Annotated in this window: 17 protein-coding genes and 2 tRNA genes; 12 read left to right on the plus strand and 7 right to left on the minus strand. The window is 46.0% G+C overall.

From position 1 onward, the window contains the following. Positions 1–196 precede the first annotated feature (196 nt). Positions 197–2,554 (plus strand): Tex family protein, encoded by a 2,358-nt coding sequence (locus KCV09_RS13165; protein WP_076033139.1) that lies wholly within the window; start codon positions 197–199, stop codon positions 2,552–2,554. Between the two features lie 303 nt (positions 2,555–2,857). Further along, a complete protein-coding gene (locus tag KCV09_RS13170; RefSeq protein ID WP_212515252.1) occupies positions 2,858–5,041 on the plus strand; it encodes a bifunctional SulP family inorganic anion transporter/carbonic anhydrase in 2,184 nt (727 codons plus the stop codon). 64 nt (positions 5,042–5,105) lie between these two features. Here KCV09_RS13170 and KCV09_RS13175 read toward each other — a convergent pair whose 3' ends face one another. After that, complete coding sequence (locus KCV09_RS13175; RefSeq protein ID WP_004934161.1) at positions 5,106–5,993, minus strand: SDR family NAD(P)-dependent oxidoreductase; 888 nt, start codon at positions 5,991–5,993, stop codon at positions 5,106–5,108. Between the two features lie 268 nt (positions 5,994–6,261). Further along, positions 6,262–7,545, minus strand: coding sequence for an O-acetylhomoserine aminocarboxypropyltransferase/cysteine synthase family protein (locus KCV09_RS13180; protein ID WP_004944931.1), 1,284 nt, complete (start codon positions 7,543–7,545; stop codon positions 6,262–6,264). Between the two features lie 253 nt (positions 7,546–7,798). Between KCV09_RS13180 and KCV09_RS13185 the strand changes: the two genes are divergently transcribed. From KCV09_RS13185 to KCV09_RS13215, 7 genes are all read left to right on the plus strand, one after another. After that, positions 7,799–9,520 (plus strand): thiamine pyrophosphate-dependent enzyme, encoded by a 1,722-nt coding sequence (locus KCV09_RS13185; protein WP_212515253.1) that lies wholly within the window; start codon positions 7,799–7,801, stop codon positions 9,518–9,520. Between the two features lie 220 nt (positions 9,521–9,740). Beyond that, positions 9,741–11,402, plus strand: coding sequence for an energy-dependent translational throttle protein EttA (gene ettA, locus KCV09_RS13190; protein WP_025094646.1), 1,662 nt, complete (start codon positions 9,741–9,743; stop codon positions 11,400–11,402). Positions 11,403–11,523: 121 nt separating this feature from the next. Continuing rightward, a complete protein-coding gene (locus KCV09_RS13195) occupies positions 11,524–11,913 on the plus strand; it encodes a cation efflux protein, CzcI-like (RefSeq protein ID WP_212515254.1) in 390 nt (129 codons plus the stop codon). 46 nt (positions 11,914–11,959) lie between these two features. Further along, on the plus strand, positions 11,960–13,363 hold the full coding sequence (locus KCV09_RS13200) for a TolC family protein (RefSeq protein ID WP_212515255.1): 1,404 nt from the start codon (positions 11,960–11,962) through the stop codon (positions 13,361–13,363). After that, positions 13,363–14,616 (plus strand): efflux RND transporter periplasmic adaptor subunit, encoded by a 1,254-nt coding sequence (locus KCV09_RS13205; RefSeq protein WP_212515256.1) that lies wholly within the window; start codon positions 13,363–13,365, stop codon positions 14,614–14,616. Before KCV09_RS13200 ends, KCV09_RS13205 begins: the two co-directional genes overlap by 1 nt. After that, a complete protein-coding gene (locus tag KCV09_RS13210; protein WP_212515257.1) occupies positions 14,606–17,776 on the plus strand; it encodes an efflux RND transporter permease subunit in 3,171 nt (1,056 codons plus the stop codon). Before KCV09_RS13205 ends, KCV09_RS13210 begins: the two co-directional genes overlap by 11 nt. Before the next feature lie 118 nt (positions 17,777–17,894). After that, entirely contained in the window at positions 17,895–18,824 is a 930-nt protein-coding gene (locus KCV09_RS13215; protein WP_004934186.1) for a cation diffusion facilitator family transporter, read from the plus strand. 35 nt (positions 18,825–18,859) lie between these two features. On the opposite strand, the gene KCV09_RS13220 is transcribed toward KCV09_RS13215, so the two are convergent. From KCV09_RS13220 to KCV09_RS13240, 5 genes are all read right to left on the minus strand, one after another. Continuing rightward, positions 18,860–19,198 (minus strand): hypothetical protein, encoded by a 339-nt coding sequence (locus KCV09_RS13220; protein WP_212515258.1) that lies wholly within the window; start codon positions 19,196–19,198, stop codon positions 18,860–18,862. Positions 19,199–19,292: 94 nt separating this feature from the next. Next, positions 19,293–19,368 (minus strand) — tRNA-Glu (locus tag KCV09_RS13225). Between the two features lie 25 nt (positions 19,369–19,393). After that, positions 19,394–19,469, minus strand: a tRNA-Ala gene (locus KCV09_RS13230). A gap of 57 nt (positions 19,470–19,526) precedes the next feature. Then, positions 19,527–21,035: a glutamate--tRNA ligase gene (gene gltX / locus KCV09_RS13235; RefSeq protein WP_004934191.1), complete on the minus strand. Its 1,509-nt coding sequence runs from the start codon at positions 21,033–21,035 to the stop codon at positions 19,527–19,529. Positions 21,036–21,161: 126 nt separating this feature from the next. Continuing rightward, complete coding sequence (locus KCV09_RS13240; protein WP_004934193.1) at positions 21,162–21,458, minus strand: hypothetical protein; 297 nt, start codon at positions 21,456–21,458, stop codon at positions 21,162–21,164. Between the two features lie 403 nt (positions 21,459–21,861). On the opposite strand from KCV09_RS13240, the gene KCV09_RS13245 reads away from it, so the two are divergent. From KCV09_RS13245 to ftsL, 3 genes are all read left to right on the plus strand, one after another. Then, on the plus strand, positions 21,862–22,863 hold the full coding sequence (locus KCV09_RS13245) for a sulfate ABC transporter substrate-binding protein (protein WP_212515259.1): 1,002 nt from the start codon (positions 21,862–21,864) through the stop codon (positions 22,861–22,863). Positions 22,864–23,124: 261 nt separating this feature from the next. Beyond that, positions 23,125–24,036: a 16S rRNA (cytosine(1402)-N(4))-methyltransferase RsmH gene (rsmH, locus tag KCV09_RS13250; protein WP_212515260.1), complete on the plus strand. Its 912-nt coding sequence runs from the start codon at positions 23,125–23,127 to the stop codon at positions 24,034–24,036. Positions 24,037–24,096: 60 nt separating this feature from the next. Then, the gene (ftsL, locus tag KCV09_RS13255) at positions 24,097–24,378 is read left to right on the plus strand and encodes a cell division protein FtsL (RefSeq protein ID WP_307888367.1); all 282 of its coding nucleotides are present in this window, start codon (positions 24,097–24,099) and stop codon (positions 24,376–24,378) included.

Raw genomic sequence — 24,378 nt, forward strand, 5'->3', positions numbered from 1 at the left:
CAAAATATCACATCTGTTTGAGTGACCGATCAGACCTATTAAATAGAATAAATGTACTGTAATTGATTCGATTTTTTGTCAAAACCCAGCGCATGATTCAAAAAAACGTTTTGAATAAGTAAAACAAGTGTGGATTTTATAGTCTCGGTCTTTATAATCAGTGCTTTTAAACTTAATCCTTGTGGAATCGAACACGATGACTGACTTAGTTCAGCAGTTGGCAAGCGAGCTTGCCGTACGTCCAAACCAAGTAGAAGCTGCCATCCGTTTAATTGATGAAGGTGCCAGTGTTCCTTTTATTGCCCGTTACCGTAAAGAGGTCACGCAAGGCTTAGACGATACGCAACTACGCCAACTCGACACACGCTTGTCTTATCTGCGTGATTTATATGAACGTCGTGAAAAAGTCATTGAGTCGCTAAAAGAACAGAACAAACTTTCCGATGATTTATTGGCACGTGTTAACGCTGCCGAAACCAAAAATGCACTTGAAGAAATTTACGCGCCATATCGTCCAAAGCGCACCAGTAAATCATTCAAGGCACGTGAAGCCGGTCTTGGGCCAGTAGCAGAGCGCATTGTTGCCGAGCAAATTGAACCGACAGAGGCGCTGGCTGGATTTGAGCATGCCGATTATCCAGATGCCGAGAGCCAGCTAGATGCCGTGCAACATATTATTATTGATGACTGGGCGCAAAACATTGCCTTGACCACAGAGCTTAAAAGCCTGTTCGCCAAGACGGCCAGCCTCAAAAGTACGGTGGCTTCTGATGAGAAAAAAGAAGTTGGTAAAAAATTCCGTGATTACTTTGAGTTTTCTGAAAACTTAAACAAACTTCCTTCACACCGTTTACTTGCCATGCTACGCGGCCGTCAAGAAAATGTGTTGGGCCTTAAAGTAGACGGACAAGATGATGCACCTTTGGCACGCATTGAAACCGAATACAATCTGGATCAAGTACAGCCACAAGCCCGTCAAGATTTTTTAAAGCAAACGGCAAAACTGTTCTGGTTAGGTAAAATTCGTCCGCAAATCGAGCATTCTTTGCTGACCGAAAAACGCCTTGCAGCCGAAGCTGAAGCCATGCAGGTATTTGCAGAAAACTTGCGTCACTTGTTATTGTCTGCACCAGCGGGCAGTCGCACCACTTTAGGTGTCGACCCTGGTATTCGTACTGGTGTGAAGCTGGCTGTGGTCAGCGAAGCGGGCGATGTATTGGCGCACAGTACCATTTACCCATTTGCACCTAAAGAAGACAAAGAAGGCTCGATTGCCGAGCTTGCACGCCTGTGCCGTGAATACAATGTGGATCTGATTGCAATTGGCAACGGTACAGCAAGCCGTGAAACTGAAGCCGTTGTTGCTGAAATGATGGCTGCCAATACCGATCTTAAACTGACACGTGTAACAGTCAGTGAAGCAGGGGCATCGGTTTACTCGGCAAGCGAGCTGGCAGCAGCAGAATTGCCTGAACTGGATGTATCGATTCGTGGTGCCGTATCTATTGCCCGTCGTTTACAAGATCCATTGGCGGAGCTGGTAAAAATCGATCCGAAATCGATTGGTGTGGGTCAGTATCAGCATGATGTCAATCAGACGGGTCTGGCAAAAACGCTCGATGCGGTGGTTGAAGACTGCGTAAACGCCGTGGGTGTCGATGTGAATACCGCATCGTCTGCCATTTTGGGTTACATCGCCGGTTTAAACAAAGCGATTGCTCAGCAAATTGTGGAATATCGTAAAGAGCATGGCCGTTTTGACAATCGCCAGTCGTTGAAAAATGTACCACGTTTGGGTGAGCGCACCTTTGAACAGGCAGCAGGTTTCTTGCGTGTCTTGAATGGTTCTGAACCACTTGATGCTTCTGCTGTCCATCCGGAAAGCTACGGTTTGGTGGAAAAAATGGTACAAGCCAAAGCCACGACTGTAAAAGACCTGATCGGTAATTCGGAAATTATTCGCCAGATCAAAGCAGATGAGTTTGTCGATGACACCTTTGGTTTACCAACCGTTCAGGATGTATTAACAGAGCTTGAAAAACCGGGCCGCGATCCACGTCCAGAATTCCGCACAGCCAAATTCCGTGATGACGTGACCGAAGTGGCACAGCTCACTGAAGGCATGCAGCTTGAAGGCGTAGTGACCAATGTCACCAACTTCGGTGCATTTGTAGATGTCGGCGTCCATCAGGATGGTCTGGTGCATATTTCTGAACTGGCGAATGAGTTTGTCTCGGATCCGCACAAAGTGGTGAAGCCGGGTCAGATCGTACAAGTTCGAGTGATTCAGGTCGATGTTGAGCGTAAGCGTGTCAATTTAAGTATGCGTCCTGAAGGTTCAGAAGCACCGGCGAAAGCTGCGCGTGCACCACGTCGCGAAAATAATGAGCCACGTCCTGAGCGTAAGCCACAGCATAAGCGTCCACAGCAGGCTGCACGTCAAGGCGATTCGAGCAAAAAGCCACAGCGTGCTAAGCAAGAAAAGCCTCAAGAACAAAAAATTGGCGGCCTAGGTGCTTTGTTGCTCCAAGCCGGCATCAAAGGTTCTAAGTAAAAAGTTTGTAAGTAAAACTGAAATAAAAAAACCTCCTGAATGGGAGGTTTTTTTACGCCTATTGTTTTTGCTTTAGGTATTGTCATTTCAATAATAAAACCAGAGCGCAACATGAGGTGAATCTGAAGATCAACAAAAAAGTAGCGAAATATGCCTCAACAATAACAACCCAACAGCAGAACTCAACTTTAAGTCACTAAGATTGTCAGACAATATCAAGGCGCTCATGAGGAAAATGAGTCGATGTTTCATCTAGAGAAACTCGAAGTTGCGCTTAAATTATTTTAAAAAATGGTTATTTTTATGACGCTATTTGAAGTCAAAAACAGGTTACATATTAAAGATGCGCTTTCGGGACTGGTGGTCTTTCTGGTGGCATTGCCCTTGTGTCTGGGCATTGCACTGGCCTCTGGTGCCCCGATTTTATCCGGAATTCTGGCAGGCATTGTTGGTGGCATTGTGGTGGGTTTCTTAAGCGGTTCGCACCTTAGTGTGGCCGGACCTGCCGCGGGCCTGACGGCAGTGATTTTGGTACAGTTAGAACAGTTAGGCGGCAATTATGCCGCCTTTTTATTGTGTATTATCTTTGCGGGTGGCTTACAGATTTTGTTCGGTCTGTTTAAGCTGGGTTTCTTTGCAAATTATATTCCCAACAATGTGATTTTAGGGCTTTTGGCCGCGATCGGTGTGATCTTGATTGCAACGCAGATTCCGTATCTGCTTGGGCTTGGAAATTTCTCTTGGCGCGAACTCTGGAGCGATCAGGGTATCAATCCCAATATTCAGCTAGATGCCGGTGCCATGGCCATTGGGTTGCTTAGTGTTGTGGTCATTTTAGTCTGGGATAAAACCTCTTTAAAAAAACTGGTTTTACCTTCGGCATTGATTGCAGTTTTGGTTGCAGCAGTGCTGAACTACGTCTTGACCTACTTACAGTCACCATGGGCCATTCAGACTGAAAATCTGATTCAGTTGCCTAATCTGCTCAATGCGACAGAAAGTGCTTTTATTTTTCCCGACTGGAGTGCACTCACCAACCCACTAATTTATACCGGTGCGATCACTTTGGCAGTGGTGGCCTCGCTTGAAACGTTGTTAAATTTGGAAGCCGCCGATAAACTTGATCCACATAAGCGTGCCTCACCACCGAACCGTGAGCTCTGGGCGCAGGGCACAGGCAATATTATTTCGGGTTTGATTGGTGGAATGCCAATTACCTCAGTGATTGTGCGTAGCTCAGTTAACGCCAATACTGGCGCACGCAGTAAATGCTCCACCATTATTCATGGAATATTATTGTTACTCGCGGTGCTATTTTTTGTGCCCCTCATGAACATGATTCCATTGTCTGCGCTGGCCGCAATCTTGATTTTAACGGGCTTTAAACTCACCCATCCAAGTCTGTTTAAAAAGCTTTATCAGCAAGGCTGGACGCAGTTTATTCCATTTATGATTACCTTGGTGGCGATTTTACTGACCGATTTGCTTGTCGGGATTTTAATTGGTTTGGCCAGCAGTATTGTGTTTATCTTGTATGGGAATCTGCATAAAGGCGTGCGTGTATATCGTGAAAAGCATTTGCACGGTGTGATTACCCGAATCGAACTGCCTTCTCAGGTGACTTTTTTAAATCGGGCATCGCTTATTTCTGCGCTTGAACGGGTACATAAGCATGAAAAACTGGTGATTGATGCCACACAGTCGGACAGTATCGATCCTGATATTTATCAAGTGATTCAGGAATACCAAAACGAAACAGCAATAAAACGCCAGATTGATTTAAAGCTGATCGGTTTTAAACAACATTATCAAGAACTCGATGATGCTGTACTGGATATCGACATCAGCACGCGTGATTTGCAGTCCAAACTTAAGCCATCGGATGTGCTGAAATTACTCAAAGAGGGCAATCAGCGCTTTGTTAAAAATGATCGTTTGCAGCGTGATATCTATCGCCAGATTCGCGTTACGGCAGATGAAGGCCAGCATCCGATTGCAGCAGTACTGGGGTGTATGGATTCGCGTGCACCGACAGAAATGCTGTTTGATGTCGGCATCGGTGATTTGTTCAGTTTACGCATTGCAGGAAATGTGGCCGGTCAGAAGGTGCTCGGCTCACTTGAATTTGCCTGTCAGGCCAAAGGTGCAAAAGTGATTGTGGTGTTGGGTCATACCGACTGTGGGGCAGTGACCAGTGCCTGCCAGCTGAGCTTGCAGAAACAAAGTGTGGCAGATATTAAGGAAATGCCGCATATTCAATATGTACTGGGGCCACTGATGCACTCGGTGGATAATGTCTATGACATCATGCAGCCTCGTAGTCTCACGCCCGCATTTATTGATCAGGTGACTGCCATGAACGTGCATTACAATATTCAGTACATTATCAAGCACAGTGCCGTACTTCGAGAGATGCTTGAGCATCAACAGATTGATATTGTAGGCGCCATTTATGATGTGAAAACAGGCAAAGTCAACTTTCTCTAATCCCGACTTGATATTTCAAATATAAAAAAAGCCTCTCACATAGAGAGGCTTTTTTTATACAAACTTACCAGTGTTCACCCGGGAATAAACGGGCGTAGGCACGCTGGAGCAAATTCAATTTTTCCTGTTCACCAATAGCGGCTGTCGAGCTTGGGAACAGATTAAAACCAATCGACATCAGAATATTATTGATATCCGGTGCAATCGCATAGGTAATTGAGGCCAAACGTCCAAGATGGGTCGCAATACGTTTTGGTCGTTTCACAATCGCGTAGACAATCAGATCGGCCGCTTCGTCTGGTGAAAGTGTCGGAACGTACTTATAAATTTTGGTCGGCGCGATCATTGGCGTACGAACCAAAGGCATGTAAATAGAGGTGATTGAAATTTTATGCTTGAGGACTTCGGCAGACAGGCAACGACTAAATGCATCTAGGGCAGCTTTAGACGCCACATAGGCAGAAAAACGTGTGGCATTGGCCAAAACACCAATCGAACTGATATTAATGATCTGACCATTTTTACGTTTGATCATATGAGGCAAGAGATTCAAGACCAAGCGCACTGCACCAAAGTAGTTGAGCTGCATGGTTCGTTCAAAATCGTGAAAACGGTCATACGATTCATGAACAGCACGGCGGATTGAACGCCCCGCATTGTTAATCAGGTAATCGACGTGATCGACATGTGCCATAACCTGTTTAGAAAGTTCATCAATGGCATTCATGTCGGTCAGGTCACACGGAAAAATAGAGGCATGCCCACCTTTTTGCTCAATTTCAGCTTTTACTTCTTCAAGCGTTTCTTGAGTTCTGGCCACCAGTAAAACATGTGCTCCCGCAGCAGCAATCCGTTTGGCAATTGTCAGACCAATACCGCTAGAGGCACCTGTAATTAAGGCAACTTTACCTTTTACGTTCTGTTGAAAAAGAGCTTCAAGTTTTTTATTCACGCGTTTTTCCCTGATTTATGTCACAAAGCAATGGCTATAGTTATTTTAGTCGATTAGGTTCTTCAATAGGGTGAAATGAGACTCGTCGATGAAATTAATCTAAATTGATTTAAAGAAAAAATCTAGTAATAAGTCCATGAAATTACAAAAGTTTTTAGAGTAATTGCTCTAATTGAATCTAGCGGATAAGTTTACTTTTAGCACAAAATATTGAAGCAGTACAACAAAAAAAAGCCTCTATTGAGAGGCGCTTTTTATAAAAGATCATTTACACCCGAGCCAATGCCTGTTCCAGATCGGCAAGTAAATCGTCAATATGCTCAATTCCAACCGAGAGTCGAACCATATCTTCTGAAACACCTGCAGCCTTGAGCTCATCTGAATTTAACTGACGGTGTGTGGTGGTAGCAGGATGACACGCCAGACTTTTTGCATCTCCGATATTGACGAGGCGGGTAAAGAGTTGCAGTGCATCGATAAAGCGCGTTCCGCCTTCACGACCATGCTCAACACCAAAGGATAATATGCCTGAAGGCGTACCCTTCACATATTTCTGAGCCAGCGCATGCTGCGAATGTTGCTCTAAACCCGCGTAATTCACCCATTTGACTTTCGGATGCTGTGTTAAATATTTCGCAACTTGAAGCGCATTTTCGGTATGTTTTTGCATGCGTAAAGAGAGTGTTTCAAGGCCCTGTAAAATCAGAAAAACACTCAAAGGGCTAATCGCTGCGCCTGTATTACGAAGTGGCACCACGCGCGCACGGGCAATATATGCGGCTTCTCCCAAAGCCTCAACATAATTAACGCCGTGATAGCTCGGATCTGGCGAATTTAACACCTTAAAGCGCTCAGGATATTTCGCCCAAGGAAATTTGCCGCTGTCGATAATCACGCCGCCAATGCTATTGCCGTGACCGCCAATATATTTGGTCAATGAATGCACGATAATATCGGCACCAAATTCAAACGATTTTTGCAGCACGGGAGTGGCCACGGTATTGTCGACCACCACGGGTACGCCGTATTCGTGGGCAATCAGGGCAATTGCTTCTAAGTCGATAATATTACCCAAAGGATTGCCTATCGATTCTACAAAAACCAGTTTGGTTTTCTCGTCAATTAAACTGCGCAACTGCTCTGGTTGCTGGTAATCAAAAAAGCGTACCTCAATACCCTGCTTGGGGAGGGTGTGCGCAAATAAATTATAAGTGCCACCATACAGTGTAGACACAGACGCAATATTGTCGCCGGCTTCGGTGATGGTTTGAATGGCATAGCTAATGGCGGCCATACCTGATGCCAGTGCCAAGGCACCAATTCCCCCTTCGAGTGCGGTAAGGCGTTGCTCCAGCACGGCTGTAGTAGGGTTCATAATTCGCGTGTAAATATTGCCTTGTACTTTTAAATCGAAGAGGTCTGCACCGTGCTGGGTATTGTCGAAGGCATAAGACGTGGTTTGATAAATCGGAACGGCCACGGCTTTGGTGGTGGGGTCGGGCTGGTAACCGGCATGAATAGCCAGTGTTTCGTCTTGGTAGCGATGTGTCATTGTTTTTATTGAAGTGATCAAAGAATGATCCATTTTTTTAGCATATTCTTTATGCGTGATTTAGACGTTTTTATGGAAAGTTCAGCAGGTTTAAGCATAATAATTTTGAGCTGGATGTTTGCCCAGCATCTTTATGACTTTACACGATGTTGAGAGAACGCCACAAAAACTTACTGGCAGTCTGAGCGTGGCAAGAACACTATAAAAATACAAGTTATTCAATTCATGATAAAAAAGCTGGAGAAGTGAAATAATGAGTACTCAAAAAGTATCTGATATTATCATTGAGGTGCTGGAGCAAGCAGGTGTTCAACGTTGCTACGGTATCGTGGGAGATACCTTAAACCATGTCACTGACTCTATGTCGAAGAGTAAAATTGAATGGATTCATGTGCGCCATGAAGAAGTAGGTGGCTTTGCAGCAGGTACAGATGCATTACTCAGTGGTCACTTAACGGCATGTGCTGGTTCTTGCGGGCCGGGCAGTCTGCACTTTATTAATGGCTTGTATGAGTCGCACCGAAATCGTGCGCCCGTTATTTTGATTGCCAGTCAGATTTCGACCGAAATGGCAGGATTTATCGACTTCCCGCAATATGTCGATTTTAAATCGGTTTATGCGAAAAATTCGGTTTTTTGTGAAGAAATCACGCAGCCTTCTCAGGCCAGACATATCATGAGTATGGCATGTCAGGCTGCCCTGACCAAGCGTGGTGTCGCCGTGGTCATTGTGCCAGCCAACATCAGTGAAGCATCGGCTGAAGCAGGTTTACCTTTCGTGCCACGCCAAACACATCCAGACATATTGCCAAGTCAATCCGAGCTTAAGCAGATCGTTGATCTGATTTCACAGCATCAAAAAATTGGTATTTATGCTGGTGCAGGATGTGAAGATGCACATGATCAGCTCGTGGCTTTTGCAGAGAAGTTAAAAGCACCTGTTGCCCATACTTCACGTGCCAAGGATTTTGTTGAATATGACAATCCGTACAACATGGGCATGACGGGTATTTTTGGCAATAAAGCGGGCTATCACACCCTCATGGATTGCGATTTACTGATTTTGCTGGGGGCCGATTTTGCATGGGCACAGTATTATCCAAGTCATGCCAAAATCTTGCAGATCGATATTGATCCGACACATTTAGGGCGACGCCATCCCATTACACTCGGTGCGGTAGGTAAAATTTCCTCGACGCTCAATGCCTTATTGCCACTGCTTGAAACACGTCAAGAACGCGCATTTTTGGATCATTGTCTTGAACTGAAACATCAGAGTGATGAAACACGCCATAAAGAGGAACGCGTTGGAAAAGACGGGCTGATTCATCCGCAGTATTTGGTGTCTTTGCTGAACCGTTACGCCGATCAGGATGCAATTTTCTTTGGCGATGGTGGCTCACCGATGGTGTGGGTGCTTAGACATATTGATGTAAACGGTAAACGCCGAACCTTTACCAGTTTATTGCACGGCACGATGGCCAATGCCATGCCACAGGCACTTGGCGCACAAAAAGCCTTTCCGAAGCGTCAGATTATTGCACTTTGTGGAGATGGGGGCTTGGCCATGTTGCTCGGTGATTTACTCACCACCATTCAGGAAAAACTACCGATCAAGATTGTGGTGTTTAACAACAGTTCACTGAATTTTGTGGAGCTTGAACAAAAAGTGGAAGGAATGCTTGACCACTATACGGACTTGGTTAATCCTGATTTTGGCAAGCTGGCCAATGTGATTGGGCTGCATGGGCAGACCGTAACGCACGGTGCTGGCTTGGAGCAAGCAGTCGAACAATTTTTAAAGCATGATGGCCCAGCATTACTCGATGTGCATACCAATCCGATGGAACTGGTAATGCCGCCAGATCCGAATCTGAATCAGGTGTCGTCTACTTCACTTTATGCAATCAAGGCCTTGATGTCGGGCCGAGTAGATGACGTTAAAAATTTGTTGGTGAATAATTTTATTAAATAAATTTATTTAAAAGTATGCATCTTTGAGTCGGGATATCAGCAAAAAATGCATGATCTAGCGTCATGCATTTTTTATATCAGGAAACAATTTTGACGACATTTATCAGTCATAAAAACCGATTAAACTCAATCACGCCTTATTTTTTTGCCGCGTTCAGCATATAATAGCTGCTATTTTTCGCTCATTGCGATCTGTTGGTTTTTCAATTGAGGAGTCCTAAGTGGCCCAATATATTTACACGATGAACCGAGTGTCCAAGATGGTTCCGCCAAAGCGCGAAATCCTCAAGGATATCTCTTTATCATTTTTTCCGGGTGCCAAAATCGGTGTGCTCGGCTTAAACGGGGCAGGTAAATCGACCTTGCTTCGTATTATGGCGGGCGTAGACAAAGATTTCTCAGGTGAAGCACGTGCACAGCCGGGCATCAAAATTGGTTACCTCGAGCAGGAACCACCGCTAGATCCAAATAAAGACGTGCGTGGCAACGTTGAAGATGGCGTGCGTGAAGCCCTCGATGCGCTTGAGCGCCTTGATCAGGTTTTTGCTGAATATGCAGATCCAGATGCCGACTTTGACAAATTGGCCAAAGAGCAAGAAAAGCTTGAAGCAATTATTCAAACGTGGGATGCACATAACCTCGACAACCAGTTGGAAATTGCGGCAAATGCCTTGAATCTTCCAGCATGGGATGCCGATGTCTCTTTGCTTTCTGGTGGTGAGCGCCGCCGTGTTGCACTGTGCCGTTTACTGTTGTCGAAGCCAGACATGTTGCTTCTTGACGAACCAACGAACCATTTGGATGCCGAATCGGTGTCTTGGTTAGAGCGTTTCTTGAAAGATTTCCCGGGCACCATCGTGGCGATTACGCACGACCGTTATTTCCTCGATAACGTCGCCGAGTGGATTTTGGAGCTTGACCGTGGGCATGGTATTCCATACCAAGGTAACTATACCTCTTGGTTAGAACAAAAGAATGCGCGTTTAGAGCAGGAACAAAAGCAAGAAGAATCATTTGCCAAAGCCTTGAAGAAAGAGCTTGAATGGGTTCGTTCGAATGCTAAAGGTCAGCAAAAGAAAAACAAAGCGCGTATGGAGCGTTTTGAAGAGCTGAACTCGAAAGAATTCCAACAACGAAATGAAACCTCTGAAATCTATATTCCACCTGGCCCGCGTTTGGGTAACAAAGTGGTTGAGGTTGAAGGCATCAGCAAATCATTTGATGGCCGTTTGCTTTATGAAAACCTGACCTTTACCGTTCCGCCAACGGCAATCGTTGGTATCGTGGGTCCAAACGGTGCAGGTAAAACCACCTTATTCCGTATGATGACTGGCGAGCAGCAGCCTGATACCGGTACGGTCACACTGGGCGAATCAGTGAAAGTGGCGTATGTAGGTCAGATTCGTGACACCTTAGATAACAACAAAACCGTATGGGAAGAAGTTTCTGGCGGTTTGGATATCTTAAAAATTGGTGATTACGAAATTGCATCGCGTGCTTATATTGGTCGCTTTAACTTTAAAGGCCAAGATCAGCAAAAACGTGTAGGTGAATTGTCTGGTGGTGAGCGTAACCGTTTACAACTGGCAAAAATCTTGCAAATGGGTGCCAACGTTATTTTGCTGGATGAACCATCAAACGACTTGGATATTGAAACCTTACGTGCGCTTGAAGATGCCATTCTGGTGTTCCCGGGCACTGTAATGGTGGTCTCGCATGACCGTTGGTTCCTCGACCGTATTGCAACGCACATCTTGTCATTTGAGAATGAACAGCCAGAATTCTACACAGGTAACTATGCAGAATACGAAGCGTACCGTCAGTCTCGCTTAGGTGATGATGCAGTGCAAAAGCGCAGCAAATACAAAAAAATTACAGGTTAATTCCTGCATGAAAAACCAGCCTACGGGCTGGTTTTTTTATATCGGCATGTGTGGGTAAAAGTAATTTTATTACATGCCACAGCGTTGCTATACTTGGCACGATTTTAAATGATGGCTTTGTATGAAGCGCTCGACTGTTTGGATAACCGTCTTGATGAGTTTGTTCATGTTCCAAACTTTTTGGAATGTGGCGGCCGCGTTTTGTGCACACGAATCGACCACTGCAACGGTGGCGTATCATTTTGGTCATCATGCGCCATTGGCAGAGTCACACGCTGCACATTCATCCAGCGTATCTACAGCGTCAAATCCTGCGGTGTTTCAGGATCATCACGATCATTTACCCACCTGTTTACACGTATTGTCTATTGCTGAGCAGCAATCTGCCACAGAGCCATTACGTTTGGGTCAGCTGATTCAGCAGCATTATAGCTGGGCAAACGCGTATCAGTCGCCGCATTTATTTCACCCGAACCCGCCGCCTATTTTAACCCCGCTATTGGTGGGGTAGCCAAAACAACCCACCAGAAATATTAACTATTTCATAGGGTTATTTTATGTCTATTTTTCTTTCTTCACCGTGCGTATTGCGCGTGGATACGCATGGTGCTTCATTGATGCTTGGCGGGATATTGCTTGGCGCATTATGGGTTTCACCCCCAGTATATGCAGCGCAATATACATCGCCAGATCAATCTAGAGCTGTTCAAACCACATCATCTGCTCTTCATTACGCCGAGATTTTAGCAAAAGTTCAACGCTATCAGACGCATATTCCCATTTGGGAGGCCCAGCAAAAAATAGCCCATGCTGCCGTTCGGCAAAGCCAGCTCTGGTCTAATCCAAATGTGACTGTGCAACAGACCGGTTTTCAATCTGGCGATGATCAAGAGCTTGAGTTTGGGATTAGTCAAAAACTGGATCTATTTGGTGAACGCCGCGCCGCAACGCGATTGGCACAGATACAGGTGCAACAGGTCAATCATCGACAAATGTTATTCGATGCGCAGCTGAAACTGATTGTTAAAGCTGCCTATGCCGAGGTGGTGGTGGCTGATCAGCAGCATGCCATTTTGCTCAAGCAACTCAGCAGTAGCCAAAAAATTCTGGATGCTGCGCGTTTACGCTATAAAGCGGGCAGTATCGCACAGGTCGATTTTGATCGGAGTCTGATGAATCATGTTGAAAATCAACGTGCCTTTCAAGAAAGTGAACTTGGCTTAAATCTGGCCAAACAAAAAATGGCGGCACTTTGGGGAGAGTCAATCACGAACTATCAGGTGGCAGATGACACCGCAGCGATCTGGCCGGCTACAAGTACTTCTTTCGATGCGAAACCCAACCTATATACACGAGCCATGCAGTTGCAGGCCGAGCAGCAGCGTTTAGAAATAGATTATTTAAAAGCACAGCGTCGGCCCAATCCGACCGTCACGCTTGGAGTGGTACAGAGCAAGCAGGCAGGCATGAGCGGACGTGATAATCAAATCCGTGCCGCTGTTGAAATTCCACTGAATCTGATTGACCGGCAGCAGTATGCCTTGCAGGGCTATGCCGCCAAGCAGCAACTGTTAGATCAGCAGCAGCGTTTTTATGCGCAGCAAAACCTCAATCAGCTCAAGCGACTTCAAACCGAGTTAACAGGGTTAAATACGCAATATCAGTTGATGCAAAAACAGCAGATCCCGCTCTCAGTCGAGGTACTCGACAAAATGCTACTTGGTTTTCAAGCGGGAAAATTCAGCATAACCGATGTGCAGCAAGCCGCTTTGCAATTGCATGAGCAACAGATTAAAAAAAATCAACTTTTGAAACAGGCATGGCAAAGCACGCTGCAACTTGAAGCACGCACACTCGGGATTTCACCCGATACGATTATGTCGGCCGATGCCTTGGAACAACTCCAGTACACCCTCTGGCAAGACACGCAAAGCCTCAATACTGGTAATGGAGCAAACTAATGTTAACAAAAAAATCGCAGTGGTTTTGGGTGGTGCTGGTATTGATCATCAGTCTGGTCGTGGCAGGCATATTGTTATTTTCCGGCAAAAAATCGAGTGCTATGAATGGGGGTGAAGCTGAGCATGCACATGCAGAGGCGCAAGAGGCTAAGACTGAAGAATCCGGTCATGAAGCACATCAAGAAAAAGCCACAGAGGCGCATCAAGAAGAGCAGCCAGAACTGATCTTTACAGCCCAGCAGCTTCAGCAATTTGGCATTGTGACCGATCGTGTGCGTTTGGGCGAAATTCAGCAACAAACTCGCCATCCGGCCAAACTGGTGATCAATACCGATGCGCAGGCGCATGTGGGAGCATCTTTTATGGCGCAAGTCGAGCAAGTGAATGTCAGTCTTGGACAGTCGGTTAAAAAAGGGCAAGTCTTGGCGACACTGTTTGTTCCCGAGTTGATTGATCAACAGGCCAATTTAAGTCTTGCACGTGAAGCACTCAATCTTGCAGCGCAAGACTATCAACGTGAGAAGCAACTGATGAATCAAGGCGTGTCTGCACGTCAGGACTATCAGCGTGCATACAATGCCTATCGTCAGGCACAAATTCAGGTTCAGGCGGCGACACAGCGGCTTTCGGCCTACGGGGCCAGCGCAGGAAGTCAAGGCCGATACGCTGTGCGTGCGCCGCTGAGTGGCACCATCAGCAGCAAAGATATTGTGGTGGGCGAGCAAGTCGCGACAGGTAAACCTTTATTTGTCATTGATCAGCTCGATCAATTATGGCTGGAGTTTATTTTGCCCAATAGCAGCACAGTCGCCATGCAACCAGGTCAAAAAATAAAATTTATTTCCTTGCAAACCCAACATGAGTTTGAGGCACAAATTCAGAGCTTAACCGCACAGGCCGATCAAGACACTGGCCGTCTGCAAGTACGTGGCAAGGTGCTGACTGCGGCCAAAGAACTGCGTCCGAATTTGATGGTTAATGTGCTGCTCGAAACACCTCATGCTGCACCTGTTTTACGTGTAGACAAGCGTGCGGTTCAGCAACGAGAAGGCCAGTCGGTGGTGTTTGTGGTCTCTCAAGACAAAAAAGGGCTGCGCTTTGAGCCAAAGCCTGTACAAACTGGTCGCTACTCGAGCGATGGTGCATGGGTTGAAATTGTTTCTGGGCTGACCCAACAGCAGCAGTATGTGCGTGAGGGGAGCTTCGTTTTGAAATCTGAACTGGAAAAAGGCGAGGCTGAGCATGGACACTAAGCACACAGATAGCTTGCCGCCTGCACAAGGGCTTTTCGATCGTTTGATCCAGTTCGCCATCCAGAATGCCATCTGGGTGTTGCTGTTTATGGTCGCATGGATCGGTATCGGCATTTACAGCTACAAAAATCTGGCGATTGACGCTGTTCCCGATATCACCAATGTACAAGTTCAAATCAATTCACAAGCCAATGGTTTTACTGCAACCGAAGTGGAGCAGCGGATTACCTATCCCATTGAAAATGCCATGGCCGGATTGCCCAGCATGGAGCAAACCCGTTCGATTTCCCGCTATGGTTTGTCGCAAGTCACGATTATTTTTAAAGATGGAACCGATATTTATTGGGCACGTCAGCTGATTAATCAGCGTTTACAGGAAGCAAAAAGTGCACTTCCAGCGAGCGTCGATCCGCAAATGTCGCCAATTTCGACAGGGTTGGGGGAAATTTACCAGTGGGTGATCAAGGCTGAACCTCAGGCCAAAAAGCCCGATGGCTCATCCTATACAGCAATGGATCTTAGGGAAATTCAAGACTGGATTGTACGTCCGCAATTGCAGCGTGTGCCGGGAGTCGCCGAAATTAATAGCATTGGTGGATACAATAAAACCTATATTGTATCGCCAGATTTAAATCGGTTGCAGCAGCTTAATCTTTCCCTTACGACACTGCAACAAGCCCTGACCGACAATAACGAGAACCGTGGTGCAGGATTTATCGAGGACAATGGTCAGCAACTCACCGTCCGTGTGCCGGGTATGTTAAGCAGTATTCAAGACATCGAAAATGTTACGCTAGAGACCAAAAGTGGCTTGCCAATACGTGTCTCGGATGTTGCAAAGGTCTCGATCGGACATGATCTGCGTACGGGTGGCGCCACCTACAATGGCGAAGAAACCGTGCTCGGCATCGCCATGATGATGATGGGCGAAAACAGCAAAACCGTGGCGCAGGCACTCGATGCCAAAGTGGCACAAATCCAGACCTCTCTACCCGCGGGTGTGGTACTGGAAACCGTCTATAACCGCAGTACCTTGGTGGATCGGGCCATTCAGACCGTAGCCAAAAACCTGATTGAAGGCGCCATTTTGGTGATTGTGGTGCTGTTTATTTTTCTGGGTAATTTTCGGGCGGCATTGATTACCGCGTGTGTGATCCCGCTGTCGATGCTATTTACGCTAACGGGTATGGCACAGCAGCACATCAGTGCCAACCTGATGAGTCTGGGCGCACTTGATTTCGGCATCATTGTCGATGGTGCAGTGGTCATTGTGGAAAACTGTATCCGTCGACTGGCCGAAGCACAGCAGCTTCAAGGCCGTTTACTCACCCGTCAGGAGCGTTTTAAAGAAGTCTTTTTGGCAGCAAAACAGGCTCGTCGGCCGCTGCTTTTTGGTCAATTCATTATTATGGTGGTGTACTTGCCCATTTTTGCATTGTCTGGTGTTGAGGCAAAAATGTTTCATCCTATGGCGATTGCGGTGGTCTTGGCACTTTTAGGCGCCATGATTTTATCGATTACCTTTGTACCCGCGGCTGTTGCCCTTTGGGTGACTGGAGAAGTGAAGGAAACCGAAAGCCGTTGGATGCTGGCACTGAAAAGAGCTTATGCAGCGTTGCTAGATTGGGCGTATGCATGGCGCCGTGTGGTGCTTACCGGTGTGGTTGGCATCTTACTCATTACAGCCGCGATATCGACCCGAGTGGGGAGTGAATTTGCACCACAGCTCAGTGAAGGGGATTTTGCCTTGCAACTGATGCGTGCACCCAGCACGGGAATTGAGGAATCACTAAAAATTCAGTCGCAGGTTGAACAACAGCTTTTAAAGCAATTTCCAGAAATCAAAGCGATTTTTGCACGAACAGGCACGGCAGAGGTCGCCACCGATGTGATGCCACCAAATATTTCAGATGCCGTTATTTTGCTTAAACCACGTAAAGAATGGCCAGACTCAACCGAAACCATAGATGAACTGCGTGCTCGTATGTTGGATGCCGTGGCACAGCTACCGGGCAATAATAGCGAGTTTTCCCAGCCCATCGAATTACGTTTTAACGAACTGATCTCGGGCGTACGTAGTGATATCGGAGTCAAGGTGTTTGGCGATGATCTGCAAGTTCTGAATCGTGAAGCAGAAAAAATCGCTCAGCAGCTTAAAACCATTTCAGGCGCCAGTGAGGTCAAAGTCGAGCAAACGGATGGCTTGCCGTTGCTCAATGTGAAGATTGATCATGCCTTGGCCGCGCAATATGGACTCTCGATCAAAGCCATTCAGGATCTGGTGGCAACCAGTATCGGGGGCGCGAGTGTGGGACAAATTTTACAAGGAGACCGACGCTTCGACTTTGTCATTCGACTAGATGATCAATTGCGTACCCCGCAGCAACTGGCGATGCTGCCGTTGCAATTGCCCAATGGTGGCCTGATTCAATTACAAGATGTGGCCATAGTAGAAACGATTTTGGGCTTTTCACAGGTGAGCCGTGAAAATGGCAAACGCCGTGTCATTGTGACCGCCAACGTACGTGATCGAGATCTCGGCTCTTTTGTGGCCGAGATGCAGCAAAGCTTAGCCCAGCAAAAATTGCCGAGTGGTTACTGGCTGGGTTATGGCGGGCAATTTGAAAATCTGGCTTCAGCCGCCGCACGCATGCAAATCGTGATTCCGCTGGCTTTGCTGATGATTTTTATTCTGCTCATGGCGGTATTTCACGACCTGCGCGAAAGCTTGCTGGTTTTTAGTGGCGTACCATTTGCGTTGTCGGGCGGTATTGTGGCGCTTTGGCTTCGTGATCTTCCCTTGTCGATGTCGGCAGGTGTCGGATTTATTGCACTTTCGGGGGTGGCCGTGCTCAATGGGCTGGTGATGCTGACCTTTATTAAGGAGTTGCGCTCGACTCTGGATGTGCATAGCGCCACATGGCGCGGGGCGATTCTCCGCTTGCGCCCAGTGTTGATGACAGCATGTGTGGCATCGTTTGGTTTTATTCCTATGGCACTGGCCACAGGTACAGGAGCAGAAGTGCAGCGACCTTTGGCAACCGTGGTCATTGGCGGGATTTTATCCTCGACGCTGCTCACCTTGCTGATTTTACCCGTGGTATATCGCTGGATGAATGAGCGACGCGAACAAAAACACGCAATTGCTACCGATCATTAAACCACTGTAACGGGTCTTCATGTTACATCATGATGTCATGAAGACTCGATTGACTATTTTGAAACGTACATAGAGGCGTCTATTTACAACACATCGATTCAAAAATAAGGAGTTCAGTATGGGGACACATCACGGGCATGACCATAGTCATGCTGTTGTGACACAAGACAATGCCAAAAAGTTAACCTTTGCCTTGGTATTGACCTGTATTTTTTTAGTCGTCGAAGTGGTGGCTGGCTTCATTACACAAAGTTTAGCGTTGTTGTCCGATGCGGCGCACATGTTTACCGATGCTGCTGCCCTCGCAATTGCACTGGTGGCCATCAAAATTGCCAAACGCCCGGCAGATGACAAACGAACCTTCGGTTATCAGCGCTTTGAAATCTTGGCGGCCTTATTTAACGCCTTAATGTTGTTTGTGGTGGCGATCTATATTTTGTACGAGGCCTATCAGCGCTTTAGCCAACCTCCCGAAATCCAGAGTATGGGCATGTTGATTGTGGCCAGTCTCGGCTTGATCATTAATTTAATCTCGATGAAAATTTTGATGTCGAGTGCCACTGAAAATCTGAATATGAAAGGCGCTTATCTTGAGGTGCTCAGCGATGCTTTGGGATCGGTTGGCGTGATCATCGGGGCAATCGTGATTTACTTCACCCAGTGGTATTGGGTCGATACCATTATTGCGGTCGCGATTGGCTTTTGGGTCTTGCCTCGTACATGGATTTTGCTGCGTCAGAGCATCAACATTTTGCTAGAAGGAGTGCCTGAAGAAATTGATGTGGAACAGCTTCGAGAGGATTTACTAAATTTAGAGGGAGTTGAAAGTATTCATCAGCTTAAGGTTTGGGCCATTACCTCTAAAAACATTCATTTGACGGTTCATTTGTTTGCACCTACTGCGGATCGTAATGCTTTGTACCATGCGGCCTATGAAATGCTGTCGCACAAACATGGCATTGCTGAAATTACCTTACAGATAGAAGAAGATGAATGTGTGGCACATGCACATACTCATGCACACCCAGAAAAAAACCATCTGCATTAACAGATGGTTTTTTTAAATATATCACATCAGATGACTTAGATTTGCCATTCGTGATGACATTCACGGCATTTCCAGTGTTTTTGCGATTGCATAAAAGATTGCATCGACAATTTAAAATCTGGTAAATCTCGCCAAAACATCAAACCAGAACCAGCAGCCACCACAAAAACCACCACGGTTGCAATTTGCAGGTTGGTGCCAGTGCCATCTCCAAAAATCCACATACTTAAACTGATCAGAACCAGTAACAGCAGAATAAAAATAGAAGGCAGCAAAATCACCAGACTTTTAGGAACCACGGGGCGTGCGCTGGTGGTGCCTTGACTGACCGGCATGATTTTTACACTTTGACATTTGGGGCAACGGTATTGCATGGGATCTCCATCTGGCTTTTTTCTCATTTTAGCGAAGAGTCAGCAAAATCAGAAATAAAAAAAGCCGCTGTAAGTCAGCGGCTTTTCTTGAATTTGGCGTCCCTACGGGGATTCGAACCCCGGTTACCGCCGTGAAAGGGCGATGTCCTAGGCCTCTAGACGATAGGGACTTGTGAGGCTACACAATCTGAGATTTGGTGGAGCCAAGCGGGATCGAACCGCTGACCTCTACAATGCCATTGTAGCGCTCTACCAACTGAGCTATGACCCCAGTCTGTGTGAGCGCAATATTAGGGGGATTGCGCTCATCCGTCAACTATAAAATCAATTAAGATTGATCAACTGCTTCATTTTTCGGCAATTTCAAGCTTTCATTGAGTTTTTCCCACACTTTTAGCTCTTTTTTGCTCGGTGCACCTACAATTTCAAGCGCACGACGTAAGCGCGCGAAGGTTAAATCCGGGCCTAAGGTCACCATCGATTGCATCACTGGAGTAGAGCTGGTCGATCCGGCAATTGCAATAAAGAACGCAGGCATGAAATCACGCAGCTTGATGTCCATTTGATTGGCAAGATCCATCAGAATCTGACTCACGGTCTCGTTGTTCCAAGTAAACTGACTTTCTAAGCGCCAGATTGCAAATTGCAAGCTTTGGCGAACCTGTTCACTGCTTAGTTTTTTGCTTTCAAACATCTCTGCCGTAATGGTAGGCATATGATTAAAGTAAAAACCAGCCCAATTCACTGCCTCAGACAGCAAGTTGATACGTGGCTGAATCGCAGCAGCAATATCTTCAAGCGTCGCACGATCATTTTTCCAGTTGAGCAGGCGGTCAAGCAATTGCCCCGGTGTAAGCGATTTGATCCATTGCCCATTGAGCCAGTTTAATTTGTCGACATCAAAAATTGGACCGCCTAAAGATACACGCTGAATATCAAAATGCTCAATCATGTCTTGAAGCGTGAAGACTTCACGCTCGTCTGGCATAGACCAGCCCATGCGGCCCAAGTAGTTCAGCAATGCTTCTGGCAATACCCCAATATCGCGATAATAATTGATCGATGTCGGGTTTTTACGCTTGGAAAGTTTGGATTTGTCTGGGTTGCGTAGCAACGGCATATGGCACAGCGTTGGCATTTCCCAACCAAAATATTGATACAACAACTGATGCTTCGGCGCAGACGGTAACCACTCTTCACCACGCAAAACGTGTGTAATTTCCATGAGGTGGTCATCCACCACGTTGGCCAAATGGTAGGTAGGTAAACCGTCTGTCTTGAGCAAGACTTGCATATCGACCTGTGCCCAAGGGATTTCGACTTCACCACGTAGTAAATCGTTAAATTTACAAATTCCCTCTTCAGGTACTTTCATACGGATCACATGGGGTTCACCCGCAGCCAGACGGCGCTGTACTTCTTCTTCAGAAAGCTTGAGTCCGCGACCATCGTATTTTGGGGTTTCGCCACGCGCCTGCTGTTCGGCACGCATTTGGTCGAGTTCTTCTGCGGTTGCAAAGCAATAAAACGCGTGACCTTTTTCAACCAAATCCAGTGCGTATTGCTTATAAATTCCCATACGTTCAGATTGACGATACGGCGCATGTGGGCCACCCACATCTGGCCCTTCAGACCAGTTTAATCCTAACCAGCGCAAAGAATCCAAAATCATTTGCTCAGATTCTGGCGTCGAACGAAGCTGATCGGTATCTTCAATACGTAAAATGAATTCACCGCCATGTTGTTTGGCAAAGCACAGATTAAACAAAGCAATGTAAGCTGTACCTACATGGGGAAAACCGGTTGGAGAGGGTGCAATACGCGTACGAACTTTCATAGGGCCTAAAAAAACAAGATGAAATTTGAGAGACAGTATAACGGAAAAGCCTGATATCTAGACCATTAATTTTAGTCAGAGATCAGGCTTTTGATGAATCACGTAGTGGGGGCTACGTTTAGAAAATTACGAGCTATGTGGTTGAAAGAGCGACTGGACAAAACGTGAAAAGCGCTGATGCTGCGTCGCAAAAAAGTTTTGAGATGCGGTCACGCGCAGACTATTGAGCATGATCAGGTCGTTGTCGTTGCCTAAGGCCGAGACATTGCGTTTTTGCTGATTGAGCGCCTTTTCAATTAAAGGCGACGGAGCAGTGGTGATTCCAGATGTTTTGACTGCACTATTGTCGAGTGATGCAGCAAATCCCATAGGCGCTAGAATACTTAAGCTCAAGCTGAGCCCCAAAATTTTAACAAACTGCATGTTCATTTCCCCAAAATTACAACGATGAATTGTTTTTAGCGTCCATCTTACGTAGCACTAATTGTACAAATTCACCATGTTTTATCAATATAAAATTTGAACTACGTCACATTTTTTACAAAAAGACAAAGAACTTGGTGAGCTTTTAGTGCGCTAGAGAGACTCCGCTGCTCCAAATCTATTATTTAGAAAAACTATGGACAAACAATGAAGATTGTAAGAATGATTCCTATTTGTTAAGCCAGGCTACACTTAATCTGATGATAAACATGAGTTTAGCCGAAAATTTATGCATAGCAGAAATAGCGATGAAGACTGATTTTTTCGTATAACTATTCGTTTGTAACTTTGTTTATGCTTTAAAGAGGTTTTTCTTATCAAAAAATAGTAAAGGTGAACAACAATGAAAAATATTTTAAAGTTGTCTTTTGTGGCATTGCTGGGGTGGGGTGCAGTACAAACGCATGCAGCAAAAGACTTTTTAAATGTGTCTTATGATCCTACACGTGAATTTTATCAGGAATATAACCAAGCCTTTTCATACTTCTGGAAATCGCGAACAGGGCAGGCGATTAATTTTAAACAGTCACATGGTGGCTCTGGAAAGCAGGCACGAGCGGTCATAGATGGTTTACAGGCCGATGTGGTGACCTTGGCCTTGGCCAATGATATCGACGAAATTGTCAATGCCGGTCTGATCAAGAAAAACTGGCAGCAGCAATTTCCAAACAATGCAGCGCCGTATACGTCGACCATTGTATTTTTGGTTCGTAAAGGTAACCCTAAAGCCATTAAAGACTGGAATGATCTGACCAAACCGGGCGTGGAAATTATTACGCCAAATCCAAAAACTGGAGGAGCACCACGCTGGATTTACCTCTCGGCATGGGGATATGCGCTGAAACAACCGGGAGGTAATGACAGCAAAGCCCGTGTTTTGGTTAAGGCCTTGTATCAAAATGTCAAAGTACTCGACTCGGGAGCGCGTGGCTCGCTGACTACTTTTGCCGAACGAGGCATTGGTGATGTTCTATTATCTTGGGAGAATGAAGCACTGCTGGCGACACAGGGCCTTGGCAAAGATAAGTTTGAAATTGTTTATCCTTCAATTTCGATTTTGGCTGAGCCATCGGTGGCGATTGTCGATAAAACGGTCGATAAGGATGGAAACCGTAATCTGGCCAAAGCGTATTTGAACTATCTGTATTCACCTGCGGGGCAAACACTGGCAGCCAAATACAACTTTAGACCGCGTAATCCACAGGTTGCAGCAAAATATGCAGCGAAATTTCCCAAGATTAAATTATTTACCATCGATGCCGTCTTTGGTGGCTGGGCCAAAGCGCAAAAGACCCATTTTGTGAATGGCGCCATCTTTGATCAGATTTATACAGAAAAGCCGTAATGTCGCATGATCTGAAGGGAGGTTGTATCTGCTGAATGTTTGAGCAGTTGAAGTGAGGGTAAAAGGCCAAAAATTCATCTGCTTGCTTTCAGTTTGAGTCAGACTATGCTAAGTAATTGATTTAAAGCTAAACAAAAAAGAAAAATTAAATGAATTTATCGATAAAAAGTAATATTTCCCTACAAAAAGACATTTGGAGCTTTGCTCAAACAAGGTGATAATGTGCAGTTAAATTTTTAACATTTTTCTGACGCCTTACCTATGTCGCATATTTCTGTCTTACTTCATGAAACTGTAGATGCCTTACTGGCCAATCGCGACACAGGAATTTATATTGACGGCACCTTTGGCCGTGGCGGTCATACCCGTTTATTGCTCTCCAAATTGGGCCCAGATGCGCAAGTTTACGGATTTGACAAAGACCCGCAAGCGTTGGCGGTGGCACACCAGCTTGAGCAAGAAGATTCACGCTTTCACATTATTCATGCCAGTTTTGCCGATATTCAAACCGAGTTGAACCAGCGGGGCATTGAGCATGTCGATGGCATTATGGCAGATCTTGGTGTGTCTTCTCCGCAGCTCGATCAGGCCGAACGTGGTTTTAGTTTTATGCAAGACGGTCCACTCGATATGCGTATGGACAACTCTCAGGGTCAGACCGCCGCAGAATGGTTGCTGCATATTGAAGAAGAAGCGTTAGCCAATATTATTTATCAGTATGGCGAAGAACGATACAGCCGCCGTATTGCCAGAGCCATTAAGCAAGCGGGTTTACTTGAAACTACAGCACAACTGGCGGAGTTGGTAAAAGCTGCACATCCGAAGTGGGAAAAACATAAACACCCAGCCACTCGCACCTTTCAGGCGATTCGAATTGCCATTAATAAAGAGCTTGAAGATATCGAGCAGTTTTTGCCACAGGCGGTCGATTTACTCAAACCTGAGGCCCGTCTGGCAGTGATTAGTTTCCATTCGCTTGAAGATCGATTGATTAAGCAGTTTATTCAAAAGGAATCGACCATTGCAGAAGATTCTGGCTGGGGCATGCCGCAACAGCAAATCGATACGCGTCGTTTAAAGAAAATTTCCCGGATACGGGCCAGTGAAGAAGAAGTAAAAGCCAATCCGCGTTCGCGTAGTGCATGGCTTCGGGTTGCTGAACGTTTATTATAAAGGCAGAGCATGGATAAAAAAGACAACGTGGACAAAGCAGGATCATTGCCGATAAAAAAAATGATGGTATATGCCACAATGGTGATTCTGGTTTTTGTTAGTGCGCTGATGGTGGTATTTCAGGTGTTTGAGTATCGGCACGATTATCGAGAACTGAGCGGCTTCATGCGTGAAAAAGACGATCTGAATGCCGAGTGGGGACGCTTGCTGATTGAGCAACAAACTTTTGGTGCAACCGCGCAAATTGGTTCACGTGCCGTGACCCAATTACGCATGTACTCTCCACCTGCTGCGCAAACGGCAGTCATTTCATTGCCTATGACCTCTGAGCAAAAACACTAA

The sequence above is a fragment of the Acinetobacter soli genome, from assembly GCF_018139125.1.
GTDB lineage: Bacteria > Pseudomonadota > Gammaproteobacteria > Pseudomonadales > Moraxellaceae > Acinetobacter > Acinetobacter soli.